This window comes from Neisseria sp. CCUG12390 (genome assembly GCF_047837985.1).
In the GTDB taxonomy this organism is placed as follows: Bacteria; Pseudomonadota; Gammaproteobacteria; order Burkholderiales; family Neisseriaceae; genus Neisseria.
The window spans coordinates 1,738,472-1,760,970 of record NZ_CP181244.1 but is presented as its reverse complement, the minus strand read 5'-3'; the positions used below and the strand labels follow the sequence as shown (position 1 = coordinate 1,760,970).

Sequence of the window (22,499 nt, the reverse complement as noted above, 5' to 3'; positions counted from 1 at the left end):
TAGAGAATGTGGATTGGTGCCCGGAGCCGGAATCGAACCGGCACGACCTGTTTAGGGTCGACGGATTTTAAGTCCGTTGTGTCTACCTATTTCACCACCCGGGCAATAGTTTTATCGAAACAAAACTATTGGAAGTGGAGGCGGGAGTCGGAATCGAACCGGCGTAGACGGATTTGCAATCCGCTGCATAACCACTTTGCTATCCCGCCATAATAAAAAGTTACGTTTCTATCACAACTTTGGTTCTTTTGGAGCGGGAAACGAGTCTCGAACTCGCGACCTCAACCTTGGCAAGGTTGCGCTCTACCAACTGAGCTATTCCCGCAGGATAAATGTAAGCAGCGAATGGAGCGGGAAACGAGTCTCGAACTCGCGACCTCAACCTTGGCAAGGTTGCGCTCTACCAACTGAGCTATTCCCGCACTCGATGATTACATTTAACGATAAACTTTGGAGCGGGAAACGAGTCTCGAACTCGCGACCTCAACCTTGGCAAGGTTGCGCTCTACCAACTGAGCTATTCCCGCATTTGATTAAATTTGAATGGAGCGGGAAACGAGTCTCGAACTCGCGACCTCAACCTTGGCAAGGTTGCGCTCTACCAACTGAGCTATTCCCGCTCAAATTTAATCCGATTGTTACGCTTGGTAACAAGGAAGACGCTATTATTATGGATTTGATTTCTACCGTCAAGCGGTTTGTTTCGTTTTTCTTAACTTTTTTGTGTGATTTCCTGCCATGCCATTTTCAAATAATAGAACATTGACCAAAGGGTCAATACAGATGCGATAAACATCAATATGTTACCGATCATGATGAAGTCGAAGCCGTGGAAATCGGGCAGGCCGATTAGGAGCAATAAGATGGCGGCCATTTGTGCGGTGGTTTTCAATTTGCCGATGGTTGCGACGGCCACGCTGTTGCGACGTCCCATTTGCGCCATCCACTCGCGCAATGCGGAAATGGTGATTTCGCGGCCGATGATAATCATGGCGAAAATGACGTAAGTCCGGTTGAGGCTGACCAGCAGCAGCAGGGCGACGGCAACCATGAGTTTGTCGGCGACAGGATCAAGGAATGCGCCGAAGTCGGAGGTCTGTTTCCAAAGGCGCGCAAGAAAACCGTCAAACCAGTCGGTCACGGCGGCGGCGGCAAAAATGACGGCAGCCGTCCAATTGACGGTTTGCGGGTTTATCCAGTTTTCGGGCAGGTAAAACAGGACGGTAAACACCGGAATGAGCAAAACGCGCATCCAAGTGAGAAGAATGGGGATGTTCCAAGGCATTTATGGCGACCTTTTCTATCAGTGGTCCGCTGTACGGGAAGCTGCATATTATAGCGAATTTAACCGCTAAACCGCTAATTTATGATGGTAAAAGTCATCCGGATGGTTTTTGCCGGGGAGGTCAGAAAAAATTGAAACGGCGGTATCGGGGCAAAAGGTTTTTATGGTGCGGATTGTCTAAAAAAGGTTGTAAGGCCGTCTGAAAATCAGGCAGGTATTGGGTGTATCGTTTGTCGGACAGATAACGCGCGGCATAATAATGGGCGATTAAATCGGCTTGCTGTTCCATGTTCAAATCGCTGAAATGCGTGATGGTGTGCAACGGCGGATATACATAGGCTTTGCGGCGCACATAGCCGCCTGCGGCCATCAGCAGTATGCCGGCCCACCATGTTTTGAAGCCGAGTTGATATTGCCATACGTGGGTTAACTCGTGAATCAGCCAGATTTGGTGGCTGCGTCCGGCCAAAACAAAATCGTCGGGACAGTTTTTGCGGGGGAAGAATATGTGGCCGTTGGGTGCGACGGCAACGTTGATATTGGACAGGTAGGGAATGCCGCGATAGATTTTGATGCGCATGTAATCGATGCCGTCTGAAAAAATGCGGCGTGCCAATTCGATTTCGTTTTCCGTTAACCGACGCCAATGCTTACTCACGTGCTTCCTTTCTTTTGCGCCAATGATAGCGGGTGCGCAGCCGCCAGCCGACCAAAACGGCCATATAGCCGATGACTGCCAAAACCGAGCCTAAAACGGGTACGCCGACCAGCAAAGGTTTGCCTGCGCCTAAAAGCCAAGTCCAAAGTTCGCTGAAAAAGTGTGCGTTAGACCAGCTTGGAAATTCCAGTTTGTCCGCGGCTTCAATGCCTAAAATAAGGGAGCCGATTTTGTAAGCGGCATAATAGAGCGGCATATAGGTAATGGGGTTGGTATAAAGTGTGCTGAATACGGCAACCGGCAGGTTGGTGCGTAGGAAATAGGCAACGATGAGCGCGCTGAGCATTTGTGTAGGCCCGGGCATTAAGCCGCAAAACATGCCGACGGCAACGGATACGGCGGCTTGCCGGCGGTTGAGTGTCCAAAAATACGGCTTGTCGAACAGCGGTGCAAAGGGCTTGCTCCAGCGCGATGCGAAAATCTGCTGGCGGTTGGGCAGCTTATGGCGCAGACCGTTGGGTTTAGGTGAATTCATATGAAGATCAGAATAAAACGATAAGGGCAATATGGTGGACATCGGATGGCTTTTAAAGACGGAGGCCGTCTGAAAATCAGAAAGATAGTGAACTACAATCAAAAATCTACTTCGTCGGCTGTGATTTGCCGTACTGCCTGCACTGCCTGCGCCTTGCTGCCCTGTATCTTTTTTGTTTTAGTTCACTATAAATTCGCCGGTTTGGTACAGATGGAATCAGGCAATAAAAGGCCGTCTGAAAATGAACGTTTCTTTCAGACGGCCTATGGTTTATTGAGCTTCACCTGTGCCGAACAATTTGTCCATCGGGGTAAGATTGATGGCGTTGCCCTGGCTGGTAATCCATTTGTCTTCCACGCGCCAAATGCCGGCTTCGTCGGCCACGCGCACATACCAGTGGTTCGTTGCCGGTAACGGTTTGAACACGGCATCGTATTCCGTGCGTCCGGACGAGGTGTCGGTATTGACGGCTTTCAGTGTTACGGTTTGGTCTTCCGCTTTTTTCGCAGGGTGCATCAATTGCAGATTGACCGGCTGCCCGGCATCAAAGTCGCCGCTGACAAACACTTTGGCTTTATCCATATCCGGACTGATGAGCACCTGCGCCTGAATCTGGCGTTTGACCGCTTCCTCGTCGCGGTGCAGTTCGATTTCGATGTGTTTGCCGTCTTTGTAGTAGTCGTCTGAAACCAAGTCGGTCATGTTTTGTTTGGCTACAAAAAACATCGATACGCTGGCAATGACCACGAATATCGGCCCGACCATCAGAAACCACGGCCAGAAATTTTTATACCAGGGTTGCACATTATTTTTTTTGGACACATCATTCTCCGATAAACGTTGCTTCTTCTTCAATCACCACTTTCTCCGATTCGGGACTACCTGCTTCTTGGTAGGTAAAAGTGAATTCAATCGGGTGGCTGCCTTTGTCGGCATATTCCGGAATCGTGGAGACCTGCACCGGAATGGTAATGGTTTCGCGGGCGGGCAGTTTCAAGCCTTCTTCAGGCAGGCCGGTCAGGGCGATTTCTTCGAAACCTTTCACGCCGGCGGTTAAGGTTTGATCGTATTCGCTGTTGTTGATGATGCGCAGGTTATACGCATTTTCCAGCCAGCCCCGGTTATTCTCGCGCACCATTACGCCGCGGTCTTTCAAAATATCCACTTCCACCATTTTACGGGTAGAGATGCCGGCGATAAAGGCAATGACCACAACGGCCAACACGGCACCGTAACCGGTCACACGCGGGCGTTTCAAGCGTTTCTTAATGTCGGACTCGGGATACTCGTGCTCCAGCGCGCCTTCGGTGGTATAACGGATGAGGCCGCGCGGATAGCTCATTTTATCCATGATTTCGTCACACGCATCGATACAGGCGGCGCAGCCGATACATTGGTATTGCAGGCCGTCGCGGATGTCGATGCCGACAGGGCAGACCTGTACGCACATCATGCAGTTGATGCAGTCGCCCAGATGGGTTTGTTCCTTATCGGCGGTTTTCTTGCGCGCGCCGCGCGGTTCGCCGCGCTCGTAGTCGTAGGAAATAATCAGCGTGTCTTTGTCGAACATCGCACTTTGGAAACGCGCGTAAGGGCACATGTGCAGGCACACTTTTTCCCGCATGATGTGCGCCATGAAGAACGTCATGAAACCGTAAAATGCTGCGGCAAACATTGCGCCGCCGCCAGCTCCGCCGTGGAACAATGCGGGAACGAACTCGCGAATCGGGGTGAACCAGCCGGCAAAAGTAATGCCCGTCCATGCGCAAAACAGGAAAATCAGCAGGTATTTGGTCGCTTTAATGCGGATTTTGGTGAGGTTCCACGGCGATTTCTCCAGCTTCAGGCGTTTGTTGCGGTCGCCCTCGACCAGGTTGTCAATCCACAGCATAATTTCGGTGTAAACCGTTTGCGGGCAGGAGTAGCCGCACCACAGCCGGCCGGCAATCGTTGTCCACCAAAACAGGCCGAAGGCGCAAATCATCAAGAGCAACGCCAAGTAAATCAAGTCGCCCATGCCCAACGACAGGCCGAAAATATAGAAGTGGCGGTCGGGAATGTTGAATAACACCGCTTGACGGTCAGACCAGTTGAACCACGGCACAATATAAAACACAAACTGAGTCGCCAAAACAGCGGCAATGCGCAGCTTGGCAAAGCGGCCTTCGGCTTTTTTCGGGTGGATGCGCTCACCCACGGGATGAATCTGAATCGCGGCGGATTTCGGTTTGCCGGACGGGGGCGGTGTTGTTTTTTCGGCTTTGGTTTCGGACAGGCCGTTTTTCGGGGGGGCGGATTTATGGTCGTCAGTATGGTCGGGTTCGGCAGCCGGTGTCGGTTTTTCTTCGGCAGACATATTTTGTTCCTTAAATATCAATATATTCTTAGATGATGGCGGTGTATTCGGCAAAACATTTTTCAGACGGCCTGAGTCATCAAGCGGTGTTTTGCACTTAGAACGTTATAATCATAACATTTTTTGCCGCGTTTAGACCAATTAAAGCGGTAAGTTTTATGATGTCGTTTGCATGGCGGAGCGGGTTGGCAGATACCGCTGACGGGTTGTGAGGCCGTCTGAATGCTTTCCGGGCGGATATTTTTTCAGACGGCCTGGCAACGGTCTTTATACCGTGCTTGAAACCCTGAAAAAATAAAGCGATAATCCAAACCGTTCCCCCCTCATTCCCCCACATCTTGAAAAGAAAGAAGGTACTGATGTCACAACTGGCAAATGCAATCCGTTTCCTTTCCGCAGACGCGGTACAGAAAGCCAATTCAGGCCACCCGGGTGCGCCGATGGGCATGGCCGAAATGGCCGAGGTTTTGTGGACGCAATTTCTCAACCATAATCCGGCCAATCCGAAATTTTACAACCGTGACCGTTTCATTCTTTCCAACGGCCACGCTTCGATGATTCTATACAGCCTGCTCCATCTGACCGGCTATAACGTTTCCATCGACGATTTGAAGAATTTCCGCCAACTGCACAGCAAAACGCCTGGCCACCCCGAATACGGCTATACCGACGGCGTGGAAACCACCACCGGCCCGCTGGGGCAGGGCATTGCCAACGCGGTAGGCATGGCTTTGGCCGAAAAAATCCTGGCAGCCGAATTCAATAAAGACGGTTTGGACATCGTTGACCACTATACCTACGTATTTTTAGGCGACGGCTGCCTGATGGAAGGTGTGTCGCACGAAGCCTGTTCATTGGCCGGTACATTGGGCTTGGGCAAACTGATTGTCCTGTATGACGACAACAATATTTCCATCGACGGCAAAGTGGACGGCTGGTTTACCGAAAACATTCCGCAGCGTTTTGAAAGCTACGGCTGGCACGTGGTGCCAAACGTCAACGGCCACGATACCGCTGCGATTCAGACGGCCATCGAAGCCGCCCGTGCCGAAACCGGCAAGCCTTCCATCATCTGCTGCAAAACCTTGATCGGCAAAGGTGCGGCTACCAAAGAAGGCAGTCATAAAACCCACGGCGCTCCGTTGGGCGCGGAAGAAATCGAAGCCACGCGCAAGCATTTGGGTTGGAGCTACGGCGCGTTTGAAGTGCCGCAGGAAGTGTACGAAGGTTGGGATGCCAAAGAAAAAGGCGCGCAACTGGAAAACGAATGGAACAAACTGTTTGCCGAATACCAAAGCCGTTTTCCTGAAGAGGCAGCCGAATTTGTGCGCCGCATGGAAAAAGAGCTGCCCGAAGATTTTGATGCCTACGTTCAGACGGCCTTGAAAGAAGTGTGCGAAAAAGCCGAAACCATCGCGACGCGCAAAGCCAGCCAGAACAGCATCGAAACATTGGCCAAAGTATTGCCCGAATTTGTCGGCGGTTCGGCGGATTTGACCCCGTCGAACCTGACCGATTGGTCGGCGAGCAAATCCGTGACGCGCGACAGCGGCGGCAACTATATCCATTACGGCGTGCGCGAGTTCGGCATGGGCGCCATCATGAACGGCTTAGCCTTGCATGGCGGTGTGAAGCCTTTTGGTGCGACCTTCCTGATGTTTAGCGAATACGAGCGCAACGCCCTGCGTATGGCCGCGTTGATGAAGATTAACCCGATTTTCGTGTTTACCCACGATTCCATCGGCTTGGGCGAAGACGGTCCGACCCACCAGCCGGTCGAGCAAACCGCCACGCTGCGCCTGATTCCGAACATGACCGTATGGCGTCCGTGCGACACCGCCGAATCGCTGGTGGCGTGGGCGGAAGCGGTCAAAGCGCCGGACAGCCCGAGCACCCTGATTTTCAGCCGCCAAAACCTGAAATTCCTGCAACGCAGCGACGAGCAGTTGGGCAATATCGCGCGCGGCGGTTACGTCATCAGCGAAGCGCAAGGCGAAGCCAAAGCCGTGATTATCGCTACCGGTTCGGAAGTCGAATTGGCTTTGAATACGCAAGCGGCCTTGGCGGAACAAGGCATCGCCGTGCGTGTGGTTTCCATGCCGTCAACCAATGCATTCGACCGCCAAGACTCCGCCTACAAAGCCGCTGTGCTGCCTGAAGGCCTGCCGCGCGTGGCCGTGGAAGCGGGCGTGTCCGACGGTTGGTACAAATATGTCGGCTTGAACGGCAAAGTCGTCGGCCTCGACCGCTTCGGCGAATCTGCTCCGGCCGAACTACTGTTTAAAGAATTCGGTTTTACCGTTGAGAATGTGGTTAATGCGGTGAAATCTGTTTTGTAAACAGGATACGACCGTTTGAGTGCGGTTTGACAAGAAAGGCCGTCTGAAAATTTTCAGACGGCCTTTTCTTTTGAGAACAAAATCTTAAAATTCTTCCGTGTCAATTTCTGCCTGCGTCGCAGCAGGATAGCGCGCGCCTTGGACGGTACTTTGGTTGATGATTTCCCCGGCCTGTTGCAGCAATTCGGCGGAAATATTCAAATCCGCAGCGGCGATGTTGTCGGCCAAGTGTTGCGGGTTGGTCGTGCCGGGAATCGGCAGGATGTTGTCGGATTGCGCCAAGAGCCATGCCAAGCCCAGTTGCGCGGCGGTGCAGCCTGCTTGGTCGGCAATGGCTTGCAGTTGGTCGCGCAGTTTCAGGTTGGCGGGGTAGTTTTCGGCACTGAAACGCGGCATGGGGCGGCGGATGTCTTTTTCTTCCAAGGCGGTGATGTCGCGCAAGTCGCCGAGAAAACCGCGGGCAACCGGGCTGAAGGCAACAAAGTCAATGCCCAACTCGCGTGTTTTCTCCAAGACGGCGATTTCGGGATTGCGCGTCCACAGCGAATATTCGGTCTGGACGGCGGCAATCGGATGGACGGCGTGGGCTTTTTCCAGCGTGTCGGCCGAAACTTCGGACAAACCGACGGCGCGGATTTTGCCTTGTTCGACCAAGCGCGACAACGCACCGACGCTTTCTTCAATCGGGACATTTTTGTCCCAGCGGTGCAGGTAATATAAATCGATGACGTCGGTTTGCAGGCGTTGCAGCGATTCGTCGGCTTGGCGGATAAGGGTTTCGGGGCGGCCGTCGATGACGCGTTTGCCGTTGACGCCGCCCATGCCGCATTTGCTGGCCAGGAAGATGTCGCTGCGGTGGTTTTTTAATGCTTTGCCGACTAAGGTCTCGTTGGCACCGAAGCCGTAAAGCGTGGCGGTGTCGAAATGGTTGTAGCCCAAGTCGACGGCTTGATGCAGGAAATCAATCGCGCGGGCTTCGTCCGGCGGCGTGCCGTAGGCGTGGCTGAGGTTCATGCAGCCTAAGCCGATAGGGTGGACGGGGATATTATTGATGGTGCGGTTGCGGGACATGGCTGTTCTTTCGGATGGAGGCCGTCTGAAAATCAACCTAAGGTTTCTGTGTAAATTTTCAGACGGCCTGTTTCATGGAAAATGTTTTGATGGCAAAGGGTTAGGTTTACCAATAGGTAACAAACGAATCCAAATCGGTGTTTTTCGCGCCGCCGGTTTCTTCTCCGGGCGTACCGATCATAATCAGGCCGATGATTTTGTCTTTTTCGCCGCACCGGAAGGCTTCGCGCAGAAGCGGGCTGTTGGTCCAGAGGCCGGTAATCCAAACGTTGTCAAAGCCCTGTGCTTTGGCGGCCAGTTGCAAACCGTAGGCCGAACATGCCGCGCTGAGCATCTGTTCCCATTCGGGTTTGGGTTTCGGTACATTCAGGTTCGGAGCGAAAGTCACACCGATGACCATCGGTGCCATGCTGCCGACTTTTTCTGCTTTCTGCATCGATTCTTCACCGAAATTCAATTCGGTGACGGTTTGGCGTAAAAGTTCGCGAAAACGGTTTAAGCCGGCTTCGCTTTGAATCACGGTAAATTTAAACGGGCGCATATTGCCGTGATCCGGTACCTGCGTCCCCGCCTGCAACATGATTTCCAATTGGGCGGCATTCGGCGCGGGGGCGGCCAGCTTTTTGGAAGAACGGCGTGTGGTCAATAATTCGAGGGCATTCATGGTGTTTTCCTGTATTTTGACTGTGTGAACGGTTCTTTATAGCACAAAATATTTTCCTAAGCGAATACACGGTTCGGAAACATAACAAAAGGCCGTCTGAAATATTTCAGACGGCCTGTGTTTTTACAATCAACCGTAGCGGCGTTGGAAATCCTGCATGAATTCGACCAAGGCTTCCACACCGGCCAACGGCATGGCGTTGTAAATGCTGGCGCGCATACCGCCGACGGTTTTATAGCCTTTGAGTTGGCGCAGGCCGTGCAAATCGGCTTCCTGTACGAATAATTTGTCCAGTTTGTCGCTTTCCGTTTTGAAAACCACGTTCATTTTGGAACGGGCATTCACGGCAATCGGGTTGATGTAGAAGCCGTTGCTGTTGTCGATGGCATCGTAAAGCGTTTTTGCCTTGATGCTGTTGACCGCTTCGATGGCTTTCACGCCGCCTTGAGTTTGCAGCCAGCGGAATACCAGGCCCGACATATAAACCGCATAGGTGGACGGCGTGTTGTACATGCCGTCTTTTTCGATGTGGGTGCGGTAGTTGAACACGCTCGGAATGTTTTTCGGGCAGCGGTCGAGCAAATCTTCGCGGATAATCACCACGGTTACGCCCGCCGGACCGATGTTTTTCTGTGCCCCGGCATAAATCAAACCATAGTCGGCCACATTGAATCCGCGTGACAAAATCTCGCTCGACATATCGCACACCAAAGGCGGCAGGCCGTCTGAAAGTTTCGGCACATCTTTGTATTGCAGGCCGTTGACGGTTTCGTTGATGGCAAAGTGGACGAAAGCCGAGTCTTTGGAAATCTCCCAGTTTTCCACGGCGGGCAGGTCTTTATAATCGAACAGCTCGCCGCCGTGCGCCGCGATGCGGACTTCTGCGCCGGTGGTCAACGGCATCTGTTCGGCAGCCAACCGGCTCCAGTTTCCGGTCACCACTGCATCGATACGGGAGAAACCGTGCGCCAGATTCATCGCCGTCATATTGAATTGCGTGCTTGCACCACCCTGTAAAAACAGCACTCTATAATTGTCGGGGATATTTAAAAGCTGACGCAAATCCTGTTCGGCGTGGTGCAGAATCGACATGAACATATCGGAACGGTGGCTCATTTCCATTACGGAAAAACCGGTACCGTTGTAATCGAGCATTTCTTGTTGCGCGGTACGCAAAACGGCTTCGGGCAAAACGGCGGGGCCGGCGGAGAAATTGTAAATCGGGGCGGCAGACATGATGGTGTTCTTTAAAAAAATCAGGAGTGGGTAGAGCGTTTGATTTTAGGGTTTGCCGTCGGGTTTAGCAAGCATTTAAACTGGTCTTGAGGCCGTCTGAAAAACAATATTCGTTTTAAGGGATTGTTTGTCATGAAATTTTCGGATGCTGCCTGCCAGGCCGTCTGAAAAATACCGGGATATTTTGTTGACAATTAAGGCGGATGGGAAAGGATTGCGGCAGAAACGGTTACGCCGGGCCGTCTGAAAAAAGCCAAGCGGAATCAATGCTTTTCTTTTTCTTTTAAATACGTTATAATGCGGCAATTTTTCGAATTTTACAGAAAAATGGCCGCGGGCCATTTTTTTGTTTTTATGCGCTGGAGAAGTATGGACATTCAAAATATTCTGGATAAAACCCTGCCCGGCTTGGGTTACGAGCTGGTGGATTTCGAGCTGACCGCACAAGGCGATTTGCGCGTGTTTATCGACAAACCCGAAGGCATTACCGTGGAAGACTGTGCGACCGTCAGCAACCATTTGAGCCGCGTGTTCATGGTGGAAGACATCGATTACAAACGTTTGGAAATTTCCAGCCCGGGTTTGGACCGTCCGTTGAAGAAAGCCGCCGATTTCGTGCGTTTTGCCGGTCAGGAAGCCAAAATCAAAACACGCCTGCCGATTGACGGGCAGAAAAATTTTATCGGCCGCATCGAAAAGTGTGAAAACGATGTGGTGACGGTTGCATTTGACGGCAAAACGGCAGAGATTGAAATCGGTAATATCGATAAAGCCCGTTTGCGTCCCGAATTCAAATTTTAAACATAATACATAACGGAGATTCTGAAGATGAGTCGTGAGATGTTGCAACTTGCCGAAGCGTTGGCAAGCGAGAAAAATGTAGAAACGGAAGTGGTGTTCCAGGCTTTGGAGTTTGCGCTGTCGACCGCAGCCAAGAAAAAAGCCAACCGCGAACATATGGACGTGCGTGTGGAAATCGACCGCGATACCGGCGAATACCATACCTACCGCCGTTGGCTGATTGTGGCCGACGAAGACTACACCTATCCGGATGTGGAAAAAACCATTGAAGAAATTCAGGAAGAAATTCCGGGTACGGATATCCAAATCGGCGAATATTACGAAGAGCAGCTGGAAAACGAAGGTTTCGGCCGCCAGGCCGCCCAAACCGCCAAACAGATTATCCTGCAACGCATCCGTGATGCCGAGCGCGAGCAGATCCTGAATGAATTCCTTGCGAAAAAAGAAGACATCATTATGGGTACGGTGAAACGCGTCGAGCGTCACGGTATCATCGTCGAAGTGATTTCCGGTAAGTTGGATGCGCTGATTCCGCGCGACCAAATGATTCCGCGTGAAAATTTCCGCAACGGCGACCGTATCCGCGCATTGTTCTTGCGCGTGGAGGAAATCGGCAATACCGGCCGCAAACAAGTGATTTTGAGCCGTACCTCCGGCGATTTTCTGGCAAAACTGTATGAACAGGAAGTGCCGGAAATTGCAGACGGCCTGCTGGAAATCCGCGAGGTTGCACGCGACCCGGGTCAACGCGCGAAAGTGGCGGTCAAAGCCAACGACCAACGCATCGACCCTCAAGGTACATGTATCGGCGTGCGCGGTTCGCGTGTGAATGCCGTGAGCAACGAACTGTCGGGCGAGCGTATCGATGTGGTGTTGTGGTCGTCTGAAACCGCGCAATTTGTGATTAACGCCTTGTCTCCTGCCGAAGTCAGCCGCATTTTGATTGACGAAGACAAACATTCCGTTGATGTGATTGTGGCGGAAGACCAACTGGCGCTGGCCATCGGACGTGGCGGCCAAAATGTGCGTCTGGCATCGGATTTGACCGGTTGGCAGCTGAACATCATGACCGTGTCGGAAGCCGACGAGCGCAATGCCGCCGAAGATGCCGCCATCCGCGAACTGTTTACAGGCCATCTGAAAATCGATGAGGAAACCGCGGATATTTTGGTACAGGAAGGCTTTGCAACCTTGGAGGAAGTGGCTTACGTACCTGCGGCCGAACTGTTGGAAATCGAAGGTTTCGATGAGGAAACTGTCGAAATCCTGCGCAACCGCGCGCGCGATGCGATTCTGACTTTGGCGATTGCCTCCGAAGAAAAACTGGCCGATGTGTCGGAAGACATGCGCAATCTTGACGGTTTGGATTCGGACATGTTGCGCGATCTGGCGCAGGCAGGCATTGCGACGCGTGACGATTTGGCCGAATTGTCCGTGGATGAATTGATTGAAATTACCGGTGTGACCGAAGACGAAGCCAAAAAAGTCATTATGGCGGCGCGCGAGCATTGGTTCACCGAAGAAAACAACTAAGGGGGTATAGATGAGCAACACAACCGTAGAACAATTTGCCGCCGAAATGAACAAATCCGTCGACGTGATGCTGAAGCAGTTGCAAAGTGCCGGCGTCAATAAAAGCAACGGTAGCGATTCCCTGACTTTGGAAGACAAGCAGCTGCTGGCACAATATCTGAAAAAGCAGAACGGCAGCGATGATGCGACCATCAGTATCCGCCGCACCAAAAAAGAAGTCAGCACCGTTGACGGCGTCAAAGTGGAAACCCGCCGCCGCAGCCGTGCGGTAAGTATTCCTTCGGCAGAGGAAATCGCAGCCGAAGCGAAATCCAAAGCGGCCGCGCAGAAAGCGGCAGAGGCCGAGCAGGCGCAAAAAGCCCAAGCCGAAAAAGAGGCTGCCGAGAAAGCAGCGGCCGAGCGTGCGAAAGCCGAAGCAGAGGCAGCCCGTCTGAAAGCGGCGCAAGCCAAAACGCAAGAAAGCAAAGCCGCTTCACAAGAGCCGGTGCCGTCTGAAAACAAAGCAGAAGAAAAAGCCAAACCTGCTGCCAAACCGAAACAGGACAAACCGCAGCAAAAAGCCAAAGATGCGCCGAAAAAAGCAGCCGTAACCGAAGCCCCTAAACCTGTGGTGAGCGAAGCGGAGCAGGCTGCGCGCGACGAAGAGGCCGAGCGTGCGGCCAAACTGCGTGCGGCACAGGAAGCCCTGTTGCGCGAGAAACAAGAGCGTCAGGCGCGCCGTGAGGCTGTAAAACAGCAGGCTGCGCAAGAAGCGAAGGAAGGTAAAACCGGTGAAATCCGTTCGGCCAAGCCTTCCAAACCGGCTAAGCCGTCTGAAAAAGCGGCCGACAGCGACAAACCGGGCAATCCTGCGCGCGGCAAGAAAGACGACCGCCGCAACAACCGTGATGACGCGGATACCCGTCCGCGCGGCGGCAAAAATGCCAAAGGCGGCCGCAACCAAAATAACGGCCAAGACGAGCGCGTCCGCGGCGGCAAAAAAGGCAAGAAACAGCTGAAGTTGGAGCCGAACCAACATGCATTCCAGGCTCCGACCGAACCGGTGGTGCATGAAGTGCTGATTCCGGAAACCATTACCGTAGCCGATTTGGCGCACAAAATGGCCGTTAAGGGCGTAGAAGTGGTGAAAGCCCTGATGAAAATGGGCATGATGGTGACCATCAACCAATCCATTGACCAAGATACCGCGCTGATTGTGGTGGAAGAGCTCGGCCACATCGGCAAACCGGCTGCCGCCGATGATCCGGAAGCGTTTCTGGATGAGAATGCCGAGTCGGTCGAGGCCGAATTGCTGCCGCGTCCGCCTGTCGTTACCGTAATGGGTCACGTCGACCACGGTAAAACATCGCTGCTCGACTACATCCGCCGCGCCAAAGTGGTGCAGGGCGAAGCGGGCGGTATCACGCAGCACATCGGTGCCTACCATGTGGAAACCCCGCGCGGCGTGATTACTTTCCTGGATACCCCTGGTCACGAAGCGTTTACCGCCATGCGCGCGCGCGGTGCGAAAGCAACCGACATCGTGATTCTGGTGGTGGCCGCCGACGACGGTGTGATGCCGCAAACCATCGAAGCGATTGCCCACGCCAAAGCGGCCGGTGTGCCGATTGTGGTTGCGGTCAATAAAATCGATAAGGATACGGCCAATCCGGAACGCATCCGCCAAGAGTTGACTGCGCACGAAGTGGTGCCGGACGAATGGGGCGGTAATGTCCAATTCGTGAATGTGTCGGCCAAACAGGGCATCAACATTGATGCTTTGTTGGAAGCGGTGTTGCTGGAAGCGGAAGTATTGGAACTGACTGCTCCGGTGGAAACGCCGGCCAAAGGCATCATCGTCGAAGCGCGTTTGGACAAAGGTCGCGGCGCAGTGGCTACGCTGCTGGTACAAAGCGGTACGCTGCGAAAAGGCGATATGCTGTTGGCCGGTACGGCTTTCGGTAAAATCCGTGCCATGAGCGATGAAAACGGCAAACCGATTAATGAAGCAGGGCCTTCGATTCCGGTAGAGATTTTGGGCTTGTCCGATGTGCCGAATGCCGGCGAAGATGCCATGGTGTTGGCCGACGAGAAAAAAGCGCGTGAAATCGCTCTGTTCCGTCAAGGCAAATACCGTGATGTGCGTTTGGCGAAACAGCAGGCTGCCAAACTGGAAAACATGTTCAATAACATGGGCGAGAGTCAGGCGCAATCGCTGTCGGTCATCATCAAGGCCGACGTACAAGGCTCTTACGAAGCCTTGTCGGGCAGTCTGAAAAAACTGTCGACCGACGAAGTCAAGGTCAATGTATTGCACAGCGGCGTCGGCGGCATTACCGAGAGCGACGTCAACTTGGCCATTGCTTCCGGCGCGGTGATTATCGGCTTTAACGTGCGTGCTGATGCGTCGGCCCGTAAGTTGGCTGAAAATGACGGTGTCGAAATCCGCTACTACAACATCATTTACGATGCCATCGATGATGTGAAAGCGGCAATGAGCGGTATGCTGGCACCTGAGGAAAAAGAACAGGTAACCGGTACCGTGGAAATCCGCCAAGTCATTACCGTATCCAAAGTCGGCAATATCGCAGGCTGTATGGTGACCGACGGTGTGGTCAAACGCGATTCGCATGTCCGCCTGATCCGCAACAACGTCGTTATCCATACCGGCGAACTGGCTTCGTTGAAACGCTACAAAGACGATGTCAAAGAAGTCCGCATGGGCTTTGAATGCGGCTTGATGCTGAAAGGCTTCAACGAAATCATGGAAGGCGACCAGCTCGAATGTTTCGATATTGTCGAAGTGGCGCGTTCTCTGTAAACAGGCATTGACCCGGTCTGAACAGGCCGTCTGAAACCGTACCTTTCCCAATCGGAAGGGTACGGTTTTTTTATGGGCATAATCGGATAAAGGATTGCTTCAAATATCCGCATACCTTTCCGTTTACGGGTGGAACAATGCCATTCATGGCTTTGGTTTTGTCATGAATGAATGAGAAAAAACTTATAAAGGCTTCAGGCTGCAAAGGTTTTTTAGTCTTAGACATGATTAATCCGGTTGTTTGGATTTTTCAATAGTATTATAATAAATAAAAACTATTTCTATTTAAATTAAATTAAATCAAAGGATAGTGTCATGGCAGCGGTTTTATTGACTCAGTTGGCTAAAGGCAGTCGGGCGCACATTGATTCAATCGGCGATAACCCGGAATTCGGAGAATTGGATTCTGTCGTCAGCCGCAGGCTGGCGGATTTGGGGTTCTCGCCCGGGATGCCGTTGATGGTGATTTCGACGGGTTGGCTTGGTAAAGGGCCTTATGCGGTGCGATTGGGCAATCAGTCGCAATTTTCGCTGCGTACGGGCGAGGCGCGTAAAATTCTCTGCCGTATGGTGGACGGATAAAGTCGGAACGGGATATTCCGGATGCGCATGATTACAGGCAGCCGTTATGCGTATCTGTAATGTGGAAAGCCAGCATCGTCAGACCCAATACGGCAGGCAGCTTGGGAAATGTTGACGGATGCCGTTGCGCAGGTTCCGAATGTTATTTCAGACGGCCTTGATGCCGTCGGGAGAAGCTTATGAAGCACATACGTTATTACGTGCTGGTCGGCGCGCCCAATTGCGGTAAGACCGTATTATTTAACGGTTTGACCGGTGCGAATGCCAAAGTTGCCAATTACCCGGGCGTAACGGTCGACCGGCGGGAAGGGGTGTTTGTCCGACATCCTGAAAACCGCGTCATTGATTTGCCCGGCACATACAGCCTGCGGACAACCAGCCCCGACGAGACGGTTGCCCGCGATGTCGTCATCGGTAAATTGGGCAAGCGGCCTGATGCGGTGATTGCGGTGGCCGATGCGACCAATTTGCGCATGACGCTGCGCATGATTTTGGAACTCAAAACCTTAGGGTTGCCGATGGTGGTTTCTTTGAACATGATTGATGTCGCCAAATCGCGCGGCCTGAATATTGATGCGGACAAACTCAGCCGGCTGCTGGGCGTGAAGGTTTTGGAAACGGCGGCGGTTCGTTCGGAGTCTGTCGAGGCGGTCTATCAGGCCGCGTTGGAATTGGCGCACGAAACCCCCGTTTTACCGAAAAGCGAAGATGTGTTGGAAACATTGGAGGCTTTAGACAGCGAGCAGCTCTATCAGGAAGTCGAAGACATTCTCAAACAGGTTGTCCGCACGGAAATGGTATTGCCCGAATGGCACCGCCGTTTGGACGCGCTGTTTCTGCATCCTGTGTGGGGTGTCGTGATTCTGCTGGCGATTCTGCTGCTGGTGTTTCAGGCCGTCTATTCCTGGTCGGCGCCGTTGATGGATGCCATCGAAGGCATGTTCGGCGCATTGGGCGAATGGGTGGCTTCCGTCATGCCGGCAGGGTTGTTGCAGGACTTGCTGATTAACGGCGTGATTGCAGGTTTGGGCAGCGTGTTGGTCTTTTTGCCGCAAATTGCGATTCTGTTTGCCTTTATCCTGCTGCTGGAAGATTCGGGCTATCTGCCGCGCGCCGCGTTTCTGCTGGACAACGTTTTGGCTAAAACCGGCTTGTCCGGACGGGCATTCATTCCGCTGCTGTCGAGTTTCGCCTGCGCGGTACCGGCGGTGATGTCCGCGCGCACGATACCCAATCCGCGCGAACGCTTGGTCACCATCGCCATTGCGCCGCTGCTGACCTGTTCGGCGCGGCTGCCTGTTTACGCGCTGATTATTGCGGCGGTCATTCCCGATAAAACCGTTTGGGGTATATTCAACCTGCAAGGGCTGACCCTGTTCGGCCTGTATCTGGCCGGTATTCTGTCGGCTGCGCTGGCAGCTTGGGTGATGAAGCGGTTTGCCGCAGGACAGGGAAAAATCCGCACGTTTCCGCTGCTGATGGAACTGCCGACGTTCCGTATGCCGAATTTCAAACACATTACCGTCAGCCTGTGGGACAGGGTCAAAGCCTTTTTGAAACGCGCCGGTACGATTATTTTCGCCTTGTCCGTCATCTTGTGGGCATTGGTCAGCTTCCCGGCCATGCCGGAAGGCGCGACGGGAGCGGCCATCGATTACAGCTATGCCGGAACGCTCGGCCGTTGGATACAGCCGATATTCGCTCCGCTGGGTTTCACTTGGCAGATGTGTATCGCTATGATTCCGGGCATTGCCGCACGCGAAGTGGTGGTGGCGGCGTTGGGAACGGTGTATGCTGTGGGCGCGGCTTCGGAAGATGCGGTTCAGACGGCCTTGATCCCGATTGTGCATGACAATTGGGGCTTGCCGACTGCGTTTGCCTTCTTGGCATGGTATATTTATGCACCGATGTGCATGGCGACGCTGGCCGTCATCAAGCGTGAGACCAATTCCATGCGCGATACGCTTCTGATTACCGGTTATTTGTTTGCATTGGCCTATTTCTTTGCTTTTGTCGTTTATCAAATCAGCTCGAGGATATTGTGATGGTACAGAATATAATCGTCGGCATCATCGTGTTGGGATGCGTGGTTTATGTGTTGAGGCATTTTGTGTTCAAATCCAAAACCAAACCGTCGGAGTGCGACGGCTGCAGCGGTTGCGGTGGCAAAAAAGGCGGCTGCCATTGAAGTCTTGCGGCCGTACCGGTGGATTTTCCTGAACAGAATGCCGTATCGTTTTGGCCGAGGAGGCCGTCTGAAAAGTTTGGCGTGACCCGCTGACCGTTTTCAGACGGCCTCTGCGTGTCCGAACCACCTTCAAGCCGTCACATCATTGTCACATTCCCTTGCTAAACTGCCTGCGGTTATTAAGTAGCAGGCCGTCTGAAAAGCTTTGCGGCTTTTGTAGATTAGGCCGTCTGAAACATATCTGAATAGGGAATATCATGGGCAAACCATTTACCGGCACCATCAAAAAGTCACACGCCGAAGACATCGACAACCGCAGCGGCAATCCGGCGTTTTCTCAAATCATGGACGCCCGCCTGTCGCGCCGCAGCGTATTGCAGGGTTTCGGCGCATTGGGCGTAACCGGCATACTGCCTTTGGGTTTGATGAGCAACGAAGCGCAAGCCGCAACCGAGGCGGCACGTTTCCAACCCATACCGCGTTTTCCGCGCGCGACCGCATTGGGCTTCAAGAGCGTATCGTTTTCGACCAAAGACAAAGTGGTTGTGCCGGAAGGTTATACCGCGCAAGTCCTGTATCCGTGGGGCGCGAGCACCGGCATCGCCGGCAATATGCCTGCTTTTAAAAGCAATGCGGGCAACAGCGCGGCCGAGCAGGCGGCGCAGGCCGGTATGCACCACGACGGCATGTCGTTTTTCGCCCTGCCTTTAGGTTCGCAAACCTCCGACCGCGGCCTGTTGGCGATGAACCACGAATACATCGACAACGGTTTGCTGTTCCCCGACGGCACGGCCAACTGGTCGCTGGAAAAAGCACGCAAAGGCCAAAACGCGATGGGTATTTCCGTGGTGGAAGTGCGCCGTGCCGCCAACGGTTGGCAGGTAGTGCGCCCGTCGCCGTTTGCCCGCCGCATTACCGCCAACACGCCGATGAGCGTGACCGGCCCGGCACGCGGCCACAAGCTGATGCGCACCGCCGCCGACAGCCAGGGCGCGCTGGTGCTGGGTACCATGCAGAATTGCGCCAACGGCCGCACGCCGTGGGGCACTTACCTGACCTGCGAAGAAAACTGGAGCGATATTTTCACCAACAACAGCGGTGAAATCACGCCTTTGGAAAAACGCTACGGCATCGGCAAAGAAGAAAGCGATTATTTGTGGAGCAAGGTGGACGAGCGTTTCGACAGCAGCAAAAACCCGAACGAGCCGAACCGCTTCGGCTGGGTGGTCGAAATCGACCCGTTCGATCCGAAATCCACGCCGCGCAAACACACCGGCTTGGGACGCATCAAACACGAAGGCGCGGAGCTGACCGTTACCCCGAGCGGCCGCGTGGCGGTGTACATGGGCGACGACCAACGCTTTGAATACATTTATAAATTTGTTTCTAAAAACCGCTATCAGCCGGGCGAACAACACCGCGCCGCCAATATGCGTCTGCTGGAAGAAGGCACGCTCTATGTGGCGCGCTTCAATGAAGACGGCAGCGGCGACTGGCTGCCGCTGGTGCACGGCCAAAACGGTCTGACCGCGGAAAACGGCTTTGCCGACCAGGGCGAACTGCTGGTGAAAACCCGTTTGGCGGCGGACAAAGTCGGCGCCACCAAAATGGATCGTCCGGAATGGATTTCCGCCGATCCGTTCCAATCGGGCAGCCTGTACTGCACGCTGACCAACAACAGCGAACGCGGCAAAGAAGGCAAACCGGGTGCAGACGCGGCCAATCCGCGCAACAATAACCTCTTCGGCCACATCATCCATTGGCAGGAGGCCGACGGCGACGGCACGAAAACCTCGTTCAAATGGGATATTCTGGTGATGGCGGGCAAACCCGATGCCGAAAAAGAAGCGCACCGCGGCAACATCAGCGGCGACGCGTTCGGCAGCCCCGACGGTTTGGCATTCGACCACCGCGGTGTATTGTGGATTCAAACCGACGTATCGACATCCACGCTCAACATGAAAGAATACGCCGGCATGGGCAACAACCAAGTGGTCGCCACCATTCCGGGCACCGGCGAATACCGCCGCTTCCTGACCGCGCCGAACGGCTCGGAAGTCACCGGCATTGCGTTTACCCCCGACAACAAAACGCTGTTTGTCAACATCCAACACCCGGGCGAGCCTTCTAAAGGTTCATCCGATCCGACCAACCCGAAAGCCGTATCGTCGTGGCCGGACGGCATACGCGGCGGGCGTCCGCGCGCGGCAACGGTGGTGATCACCAAAAACGACGGCGGCGTTATTGGCAGTTAAACCGTTCGGATAAGGTTCAACCTGAATCCGGTTCGGCAGCAAAGGCCGTCTGAAAACAGGGAAACGCTGTTTTCAGACGGCCTTTCAATCACTTTTGATAAGCAACATTTCGCACGGAGCGTTTGCGGGCTGCCAAATTGCGGTTTTGCGGCAGAATAGCGTGCCGGCTTTCCAAACGAAGCATGAAGGCCGTCTGAAATCGGTCTCCGAAACAATAAAAAACAAATAAAGGCCGTCTGAAAATTCAGACGGCCTTTCGGTGTCTTTACACCGGATTATTCGATGACTTCTTCGATAATCGTATTGTACGACGCGGGTTCGTAAACCGGCATCGGCGGCGGCAGCAGGGCGTCGAGGCTGAGGCTGGCGGCCTGCAGGGTCGGGTAGCCGCTGAAGGTTACTGAATAGCCGCCGTTGCCGGTGCTGCGGACTTTGGCGTGTGCACCCAGCGGGAAAGTGGCTTTGTTGGTAATGTGGCCGAACGGGAAGCCGCTCAACACCGGCACGCGCGTGACGCGGCTGATTTGGTTGATGACCGCCGACAAATCATAGCTCGAGTCGTAAATATCACGGATGGTGCCCATGCGGAAATCGCCGAAAATGATGGCGCGCTGTTTTTGCAGGATGCCCGCCAGATGAAGCGTGTTCAGCATACGCTCGATACGGTAGGGCTGCTCGCCCACGTCTTCGATAAACAGAATGCCGCCGTCGATGTCGGGCATATAGGGCGAACCGGCCAGGCTCGCCAACACGCTCAGGTTGCCGCCCCACAGCGTGCCTTCTACGTTGACGTCACTGCGCTGGATGGCGGCGACATCGATGGTGTTGACCGAATTGGTGGTACCGCGGATAAACGAATCCATCGTATAAACGCTCGGATCGGGTTTGCCGAATTCGCTGTACACCATCGGCCCGGCGAAACTCATCATATTGCCTTTGGCCAGCAGCGCAAGCTGGACGGCGCAGACATCGCTGAAGCCGATAAACAGTGTACCGCGTTCGCGCATCCGCTCGCCCAAGGAAGCAAAATCAATGCTCGGCAGCAGCCGCGCCGCACCGTAGCCGCCGCGCAAGCCCATCAATACTTTCGGCGTTTTCACGCGGCCGGTGGCGACTTCTTGGAAATCGTTGATGCGTTCGGTGTCGGTTCCGGCAAAACGCTGGTAGCGGCGCGAACCGGCCTGTTGGTTGGTTACGGTGAAACCGGCGTTGTACAGTCGGGTCAGGCCGACATTGACGCGGTCGTAAGATTCGGCAAAGCCGGAAGGGGCGACGACGCGCAAAACATTGTCGCCGGAACGGGCGGTTTGGGAACGGGGTGGCACGGTTTGGCTTCTCGCAGGGGTACGGTTGACGGTGGGTTTGGAGGTGGAGCTTGTGCCGCAGGCCTGCAACAGCCCTGCACCGGCGATGGCGGCCGAGGCGCGCAGGAAATGGCGGCGGGTGGGGTTCCAAGACATAAAACATCCTTTTTGACGGGGCGGAGGGTTCCGCCGCAGGCCATCTGAAATTCAGACGGCCTGTCTGTTGGTAATCGGTAAAACGGAATCATCGGGTTTTCAGACGGCCTGCGGTTTTGGAAAATCCTTTTGGCACGTTTCGCCGTTATGCGCTGCTGTAACTTCGAACCGTATAAATCCGGATTGTACACAGACCTTCTGCCTGTCGTCAGGTAAGGCCGTCTGAAAAACGAAAACGGGGGTTGTGCGGATAGGGCGTTGTCCGAAAAACAGGGCAGTTTCGGACAGCTTGCCCTTTTTAAGGCCGTCTGAAATTCAATTCAGCAGGGCTTTAACCTGTTGCGCCCAATCCTGCGGCAGGGTCATTCCGTGGCTGCGCACGGCAGGTGCCCAAATCGGCGCAGGAAAGTTTGCGTCATTTTCAAAACGCGCTATCACATGCCAATGCAGGTGCGGCACGACATTGCCCAAGCTTGCCAAATTGATTTTCGCAGGCCGCAGCACTTGGCGCATGGCCGATTCCACGCGGTACACCATGTCCATGAGTTCGTCGCGTTGCGCTTTCGGCAAATCGGTCATCTCGGCGGCATGCGCCTGCCAAATCACGCGGCAGAAGGCGGGCGAACCGGCTTCGTTGTGGACGGCAATCACGCGCAGGTTCGGCGTTTGCAGCAGAATGTCTTCGTTTTCCGCATGACAAATCGGGCAGGTCATGGCAATCCTTGCGAAATCAATC

Annotated in this window: 19 protein-coding genes and 6 tRNA genes; 8 read left to right on the top strand and 17 right to left on the bottom strand. The window is 53.9% G+C overall.

The features are described 5' to 3' along the window. Positions 1–14: 14 nt before the first annotated feature. From ACM67E_RS08245 to ccoG, 11 genes are all read right to left on the bottom strand, one after another. Positions 15–104: transfer RNA gene (locus tag ACM67E_RS08245), tRNA-Leu, on the bottom strand. A 31-nt stretch (positions 105–135) separates the two neighbouring features. Continuing rightward, positions 136–209 (bottom strand) — tRNA-Cys (locus ACM67E_RS08240). A gap of 40 nt (positions 210–249) precedes the next feature. After that, positions 250–325: transfer RNA gene (locus ACM67E_RS08235), tRNA-Gly, on the bottom strand. Between the two features lie 21 nt (positions 326–346). Next, positions 347–422, bottom strand: a tRNA-Gly gene (locus ACM67E_RS08230). Between the two features lie 29 nt (positions 423–451). Continuing rightward, positions 452–527, bottom strand: a tRNA-Gly gene (locus tag ACM67E_RS08225). Between the two features lie 17 nt (positions 528–544). Further along, positions 545–620: transfer RNA gene (locus ACM67E_RS08220), tRNA-Gly, on the bottom strand. 92 nt (positions 621–712) lie between these two features. After that, entirely contained in the window at positions 713–1,285 is a 573-nt protein-coding gene (gene pgsA / locus ACM67E_RS08215; RefSeq protein WP_416190977.1) for a CDP-diacylglycerol--glycerol-3-phosphate 3-phosphatidyltransferase, read from the bottom strand. 121 nt (positions 1,286–1,406) lie between these two features. Further along, a complete protein-coding gene (locus tag ACM67E_RS08210; protein ID WP_416190976.1) occupies positions 1,407–1,943 on the bottom strand; it encodes a type IV secretion protein Rhs in 537 nt (178 codons plus the stop codon). Next, positions 1,936–2,478, bottom strand: coding sequence for a DUF2062 domain-containing protein (locus ACM67E_RS08205; protein ID WP_416190975.1), 543 nt, complete (start codon positions 2,476–2,478; stop codon positions 1,936–1,938). Before ACM67E_RS08205 ends, ACM67E_RS08210 begins: the two co-directional genes overlap by 8 nt. A 270-nt stretch (positions 2,479–2,748) precedes the next feature. Continuing rightward, on the bottom strand, positions 2,749–3,300 hold the full coding sequence (locus ACM67E_RS08200) for a FixH family protein (RefSeq protein ID WP_416190974.1): 552 nt from the start codon (positions 3,298–3,300) through the stop codon (positions 2,749–2,751). A 1-nt stretch (position 3,301) separates the two neighbouring features. Next, positions 3,302–4,834, bottom strand: a complete 1,533-nt coding sequence (gene ccoG / locus ACM67E_RS08195; RefSeq protein WP_416190973.1) for a cytochrome c oxidase accessory protein CcoG — start codon at positions 4,832–4,834, stop codon at positions 3,302–3,304. A 359-nt stretch (positions 4,835–5,193) separates the two neighbouring features. On the opposite strand from ccoG, the gene tkt reads away from it, so the two are divergent. After that, positions 5,194–7,173, top strand: a complete 1,980-nt coding sequence (gene tkt, locus ACM67E_RS08190) for a transketolase (protein WP_416190972.1) — start codon at positions 5,194–5,196, stop codon at positions 7,171–7,173. Positions 7,174–7,257: 84 nt separating this feature from the next. Here tkt and ACM67E_RS08185 read toward each other — a convergent pair whose 3' ends face one another. From ACM67E_RS08185 to ACM67E_RS08170, 4 genes are all read right to left on the bottom strand, one after another. Next, entirely contained in the window at positions 7,258–8,244 is a 987-nt protein-coding gene (locus ACM67E_RS08185) for an aldo/keto reductase (protein ID WP_416190971.1), read from the bottom strand. A 106-nt stretch (positions 8,245–8,350) separates the two neighbouring features. Further along, positions 8,351–8,908, bottom strand: coding sequence for a nitroreductase family protein (locus ACM67E_RS08180; protein ID WP_416190970.1), 558 nt, complete (start codon positions 8,906–8,908; stop codon positions 8,351–8,353). Positions 8,909–9,037: 129 nt separating this feature from the next. Continuing rightward, positions 9,038–10,144 carry a phosphoserine transaminase gene (serC, locus tag ACM67E_RS08175; RefSeq protein ID WP_416190969.1) on the bottom strand — a complete coding sequence of 369 codons (1,107 nt, stop codon included), beginning with the start codon at positions 10,142–10,144 and terminating at the stop codon, positions 9,038–9,040. Positions 10,145–10,219: 75 nt separating this feature from the next. Further along, positions 10,220–10,525, bottom strand: a complete 306-nt coding sequence (locus tag ACM67E_RS08170) for a hypothetical protein (protein ID WP_416190968.1) — start codon at positions 10,523–10,525, stop codon at positions 10,220–10,222. Between ACM67E_RS08170 and rimP the strand changes: the two genes are divergently transcribed. The 7 genes from rimP to ACM67E_RS08135 all read left to right on the top strand — a co-directional run bounded on the left by rimP (position 10,514) and on the right by ACM67E_RS08135 (position 20,303). Beyond that, entirely contained in the window at positions 10,514–10,945 is a 432-nt protein-coding gene (gene rimP / locus ACM67E_RS08165) for a ribosome maturation factor RimP (RefSeq protein WP_416190967.1), read from the top strand. The two genes, ACM67E_RS08170 and rimP, sit on opposite strands and share 12 nt — an antisense overlap. A 27-nt stretch (positions 10,946–10,972) precedes the next feature. Continuing rightward, entirely contained in the window at positions 10,973–12,478 is a 1,506-nt protein-coding gene (nusA, locus tag ACM67E_RS08160) for a transcription termination factor NusA (protein WP_416190966.1), read from the top strand. A 10-nt stretch (positions 12,479–12,488) separates the two neighbouring features. Continuing rightward, the gene (gene infB, locus ACM67E_RS08155) at positions 12,489–15,278 is read left to right on the top strand and encodes a translation initiation factor IF-2 (protein ID WP_416190965.1); all 2,790 of its coding nucleotides are present in this window, start codon (positions 12,489–12,491) and stop codon (positions 15,276–15,278) included. Between the two features lie 315 nt (positions 15,279–15,593). Beyond that, a complete protein-coding gene (locus ACM67E_RS08150) occupies positions 15,594–15,860 on the top strand; it encodes a FeoA family protein (protein WP_416190964.1) in 267 nt (88 codons plus the stop codon). A 179-nt stretch (positions 15,861–16,039) separates the two neighbouring features. Further along, the gene (feoB, locus tag ACM67E_RS08145; protein WP_416190963.1) at positions 16,040–17,905 is read left to right on the top strand and encodes a ferrous iron transporter B; all 1,866 of its coding nucleotides are present in this window, start codon (positions 16,040–16,042) and stop codon (positions 17,903–17,905) included. Beyond that, positions 17,905–18,048 (top strand): FeoB-associated Cys-rich membrane protein, encoded by a 144-nt coding sequence (locus ACM67E_RS08140; protein WP_416190962.1) that lies wholly within the window; start codon positions 17,905–17,907, stop codon positions 18,046–18,048. The genes feoB and ACM67E_RS08140 overlap by 1 nt, the downstream gene beginning before the upstream one ends. A gap of 257 nt (positions 18,049–18,305) precedes the next feature. Beyond that, on the top strand, positions 18,306–20,303 hold the full coding sequence (locus ACM67E_RS08135; protein ID WP_416190961.1) for a PhoX family protein: 1,998 nt from the start codon (positions 18,306–18,308) through the stop codon (positions 20,301–20,303). Positions 20,304–20,578: 275 nt separating this feature from the next. Here ACM67E_RS08135 and ACM67E_RS08130 read toward each other — a convergent pair whose 3' ends face one another. Together ACM67E_RS08130 and ACM67E_RS08125 are read right to left on the bottom strand one after the other, a co-directional pair. Then, positions 20,579–21,763: an LD-carboxypeptidase gene (locus ACM67E_RS08130; protein WP_416190960.1), complete on the bottom strand. Its 1,185-nt coding sequence runs from the start codon at positions 21,761–21,763 to the stop codon at positions 20,579–20,581. Between the two features lie 315 nt (positions 21,764–22,078). Beyond that, on the bottom strand, positions 22,079–22,477 hold the full coding sequence (locus ACM67E_RS08125; RefSeq protein WP_416190959.1) for an HIT family protein: 399 nt from the start codon (positions 22,475–22,477) through the stop codon (positions 22,079–22,081). Positions 22,478–22,499 lie beyond the last annotated feature (22 nt).

Coding starts and splice junctions, on each gene's coding strand:
- serC (WP_416190969.1), bottom strand. CDS start 10,144: ATGTCTGCCGCCCCGATTTACAATTTCTCCGCCGGCCCCGCCGTTTTG.
- ACM67E_RS08180 (WP_416190970.1), bottom strand. CDS start 8,908: ATGAATGCCCTCGAATTATTGACCACACGCCGTTCTTCCAAAAAGCTG.
- pgsA (WP_416190977.1), bottom strand. CDS start 1,285: ATGCCTTGGAACATCCCCATTCTTCTCACTTGGATGCGCGTTTTGCTC.
- ACM67E_RS08135 (WP_416190961.1), top strand. CDS start 18,306: ATGGGCAAACCATTTACCGGCACCATCAAAAAGTCACACGCCGAAGAC.
- ACM67E_RS08150 (WP_416190964.1), top strand. CDS start 15,594: ATGGCAGCGGTTTTATTGACTCAGTTGGCTAAAGGCAGTCGGGCGCAC.
- ccoG (WP_416190973.1), bottom strand. CDS start 4,834: ATGTCTGCCGAAGAAAAACCGACACCGGCTGCCGAACCCGACCATACT.
- nusA (WP_416190966.1), top strand. CDS start 10,973: ATGAGTCGTGAGATGTTGCAACTTGCCGAAGCGTTGGCAAGCGAGAAA.
- ACM67E_RS08140 (WP_416190962.1), top strand. CDS start 17,905: ATGGTACAGAATATAATCGTCGGCATCATCGTGTTGGGATGCGTGGTT.
- feoB (WP_416190963.1), top strand. CDS start 16,040: ATGAAGCACATACGTTATTACGTGCTGGTCGGCGCGCCCAATTGCGGT.
- ACM67E_RS08130 (WP_416190960.1), bottom strand. CDS start 21,763: ATGTCTTGGAACCCCACCCGCCGCCATTTCCTGCGCGCCTCGGCCGCC.
- infB (WP_416190965.1), top strand. CDS start 12,489: ATGAGCAACACAACCGTAGAACAATTTGCCGCCGAAATGAACAAATCC.
- tkt (WP_416190972.1), top strand. CDS start 5,194: ATGTCACAACTGGCAAATGCAATCCGTTTCCTTTCCGCAGACGCGGTA.
- ACM67E_RS08185 (WP_416190971.1), bottom strand. CDS start 8,244: ATGTCCCGCAACCGCACCATCAATAATATCCCCGTCCACCCTATCGGC.
- rimP (WP_416190967.1), top strand. CDS start 10,514: ATGGACATTCAAAATATTCTGGATAAAACCCTGCCCGGCTTGGGTTAC.
- ACM67E_RS08125 (WP_416190959.1), bottom strand. CDS start 22,477: ATGACCTGCCCGATTTGTCATGCGGAAAACGAAGACATTCTGCTGCAA.
- ACM67E_RS08205 (WP_416190975.1), bottom strand. CDS start 2,478: ATGAATTCACCTAAACCCAACGGTCTGCGCCATAAGCTGCCCAACCGC.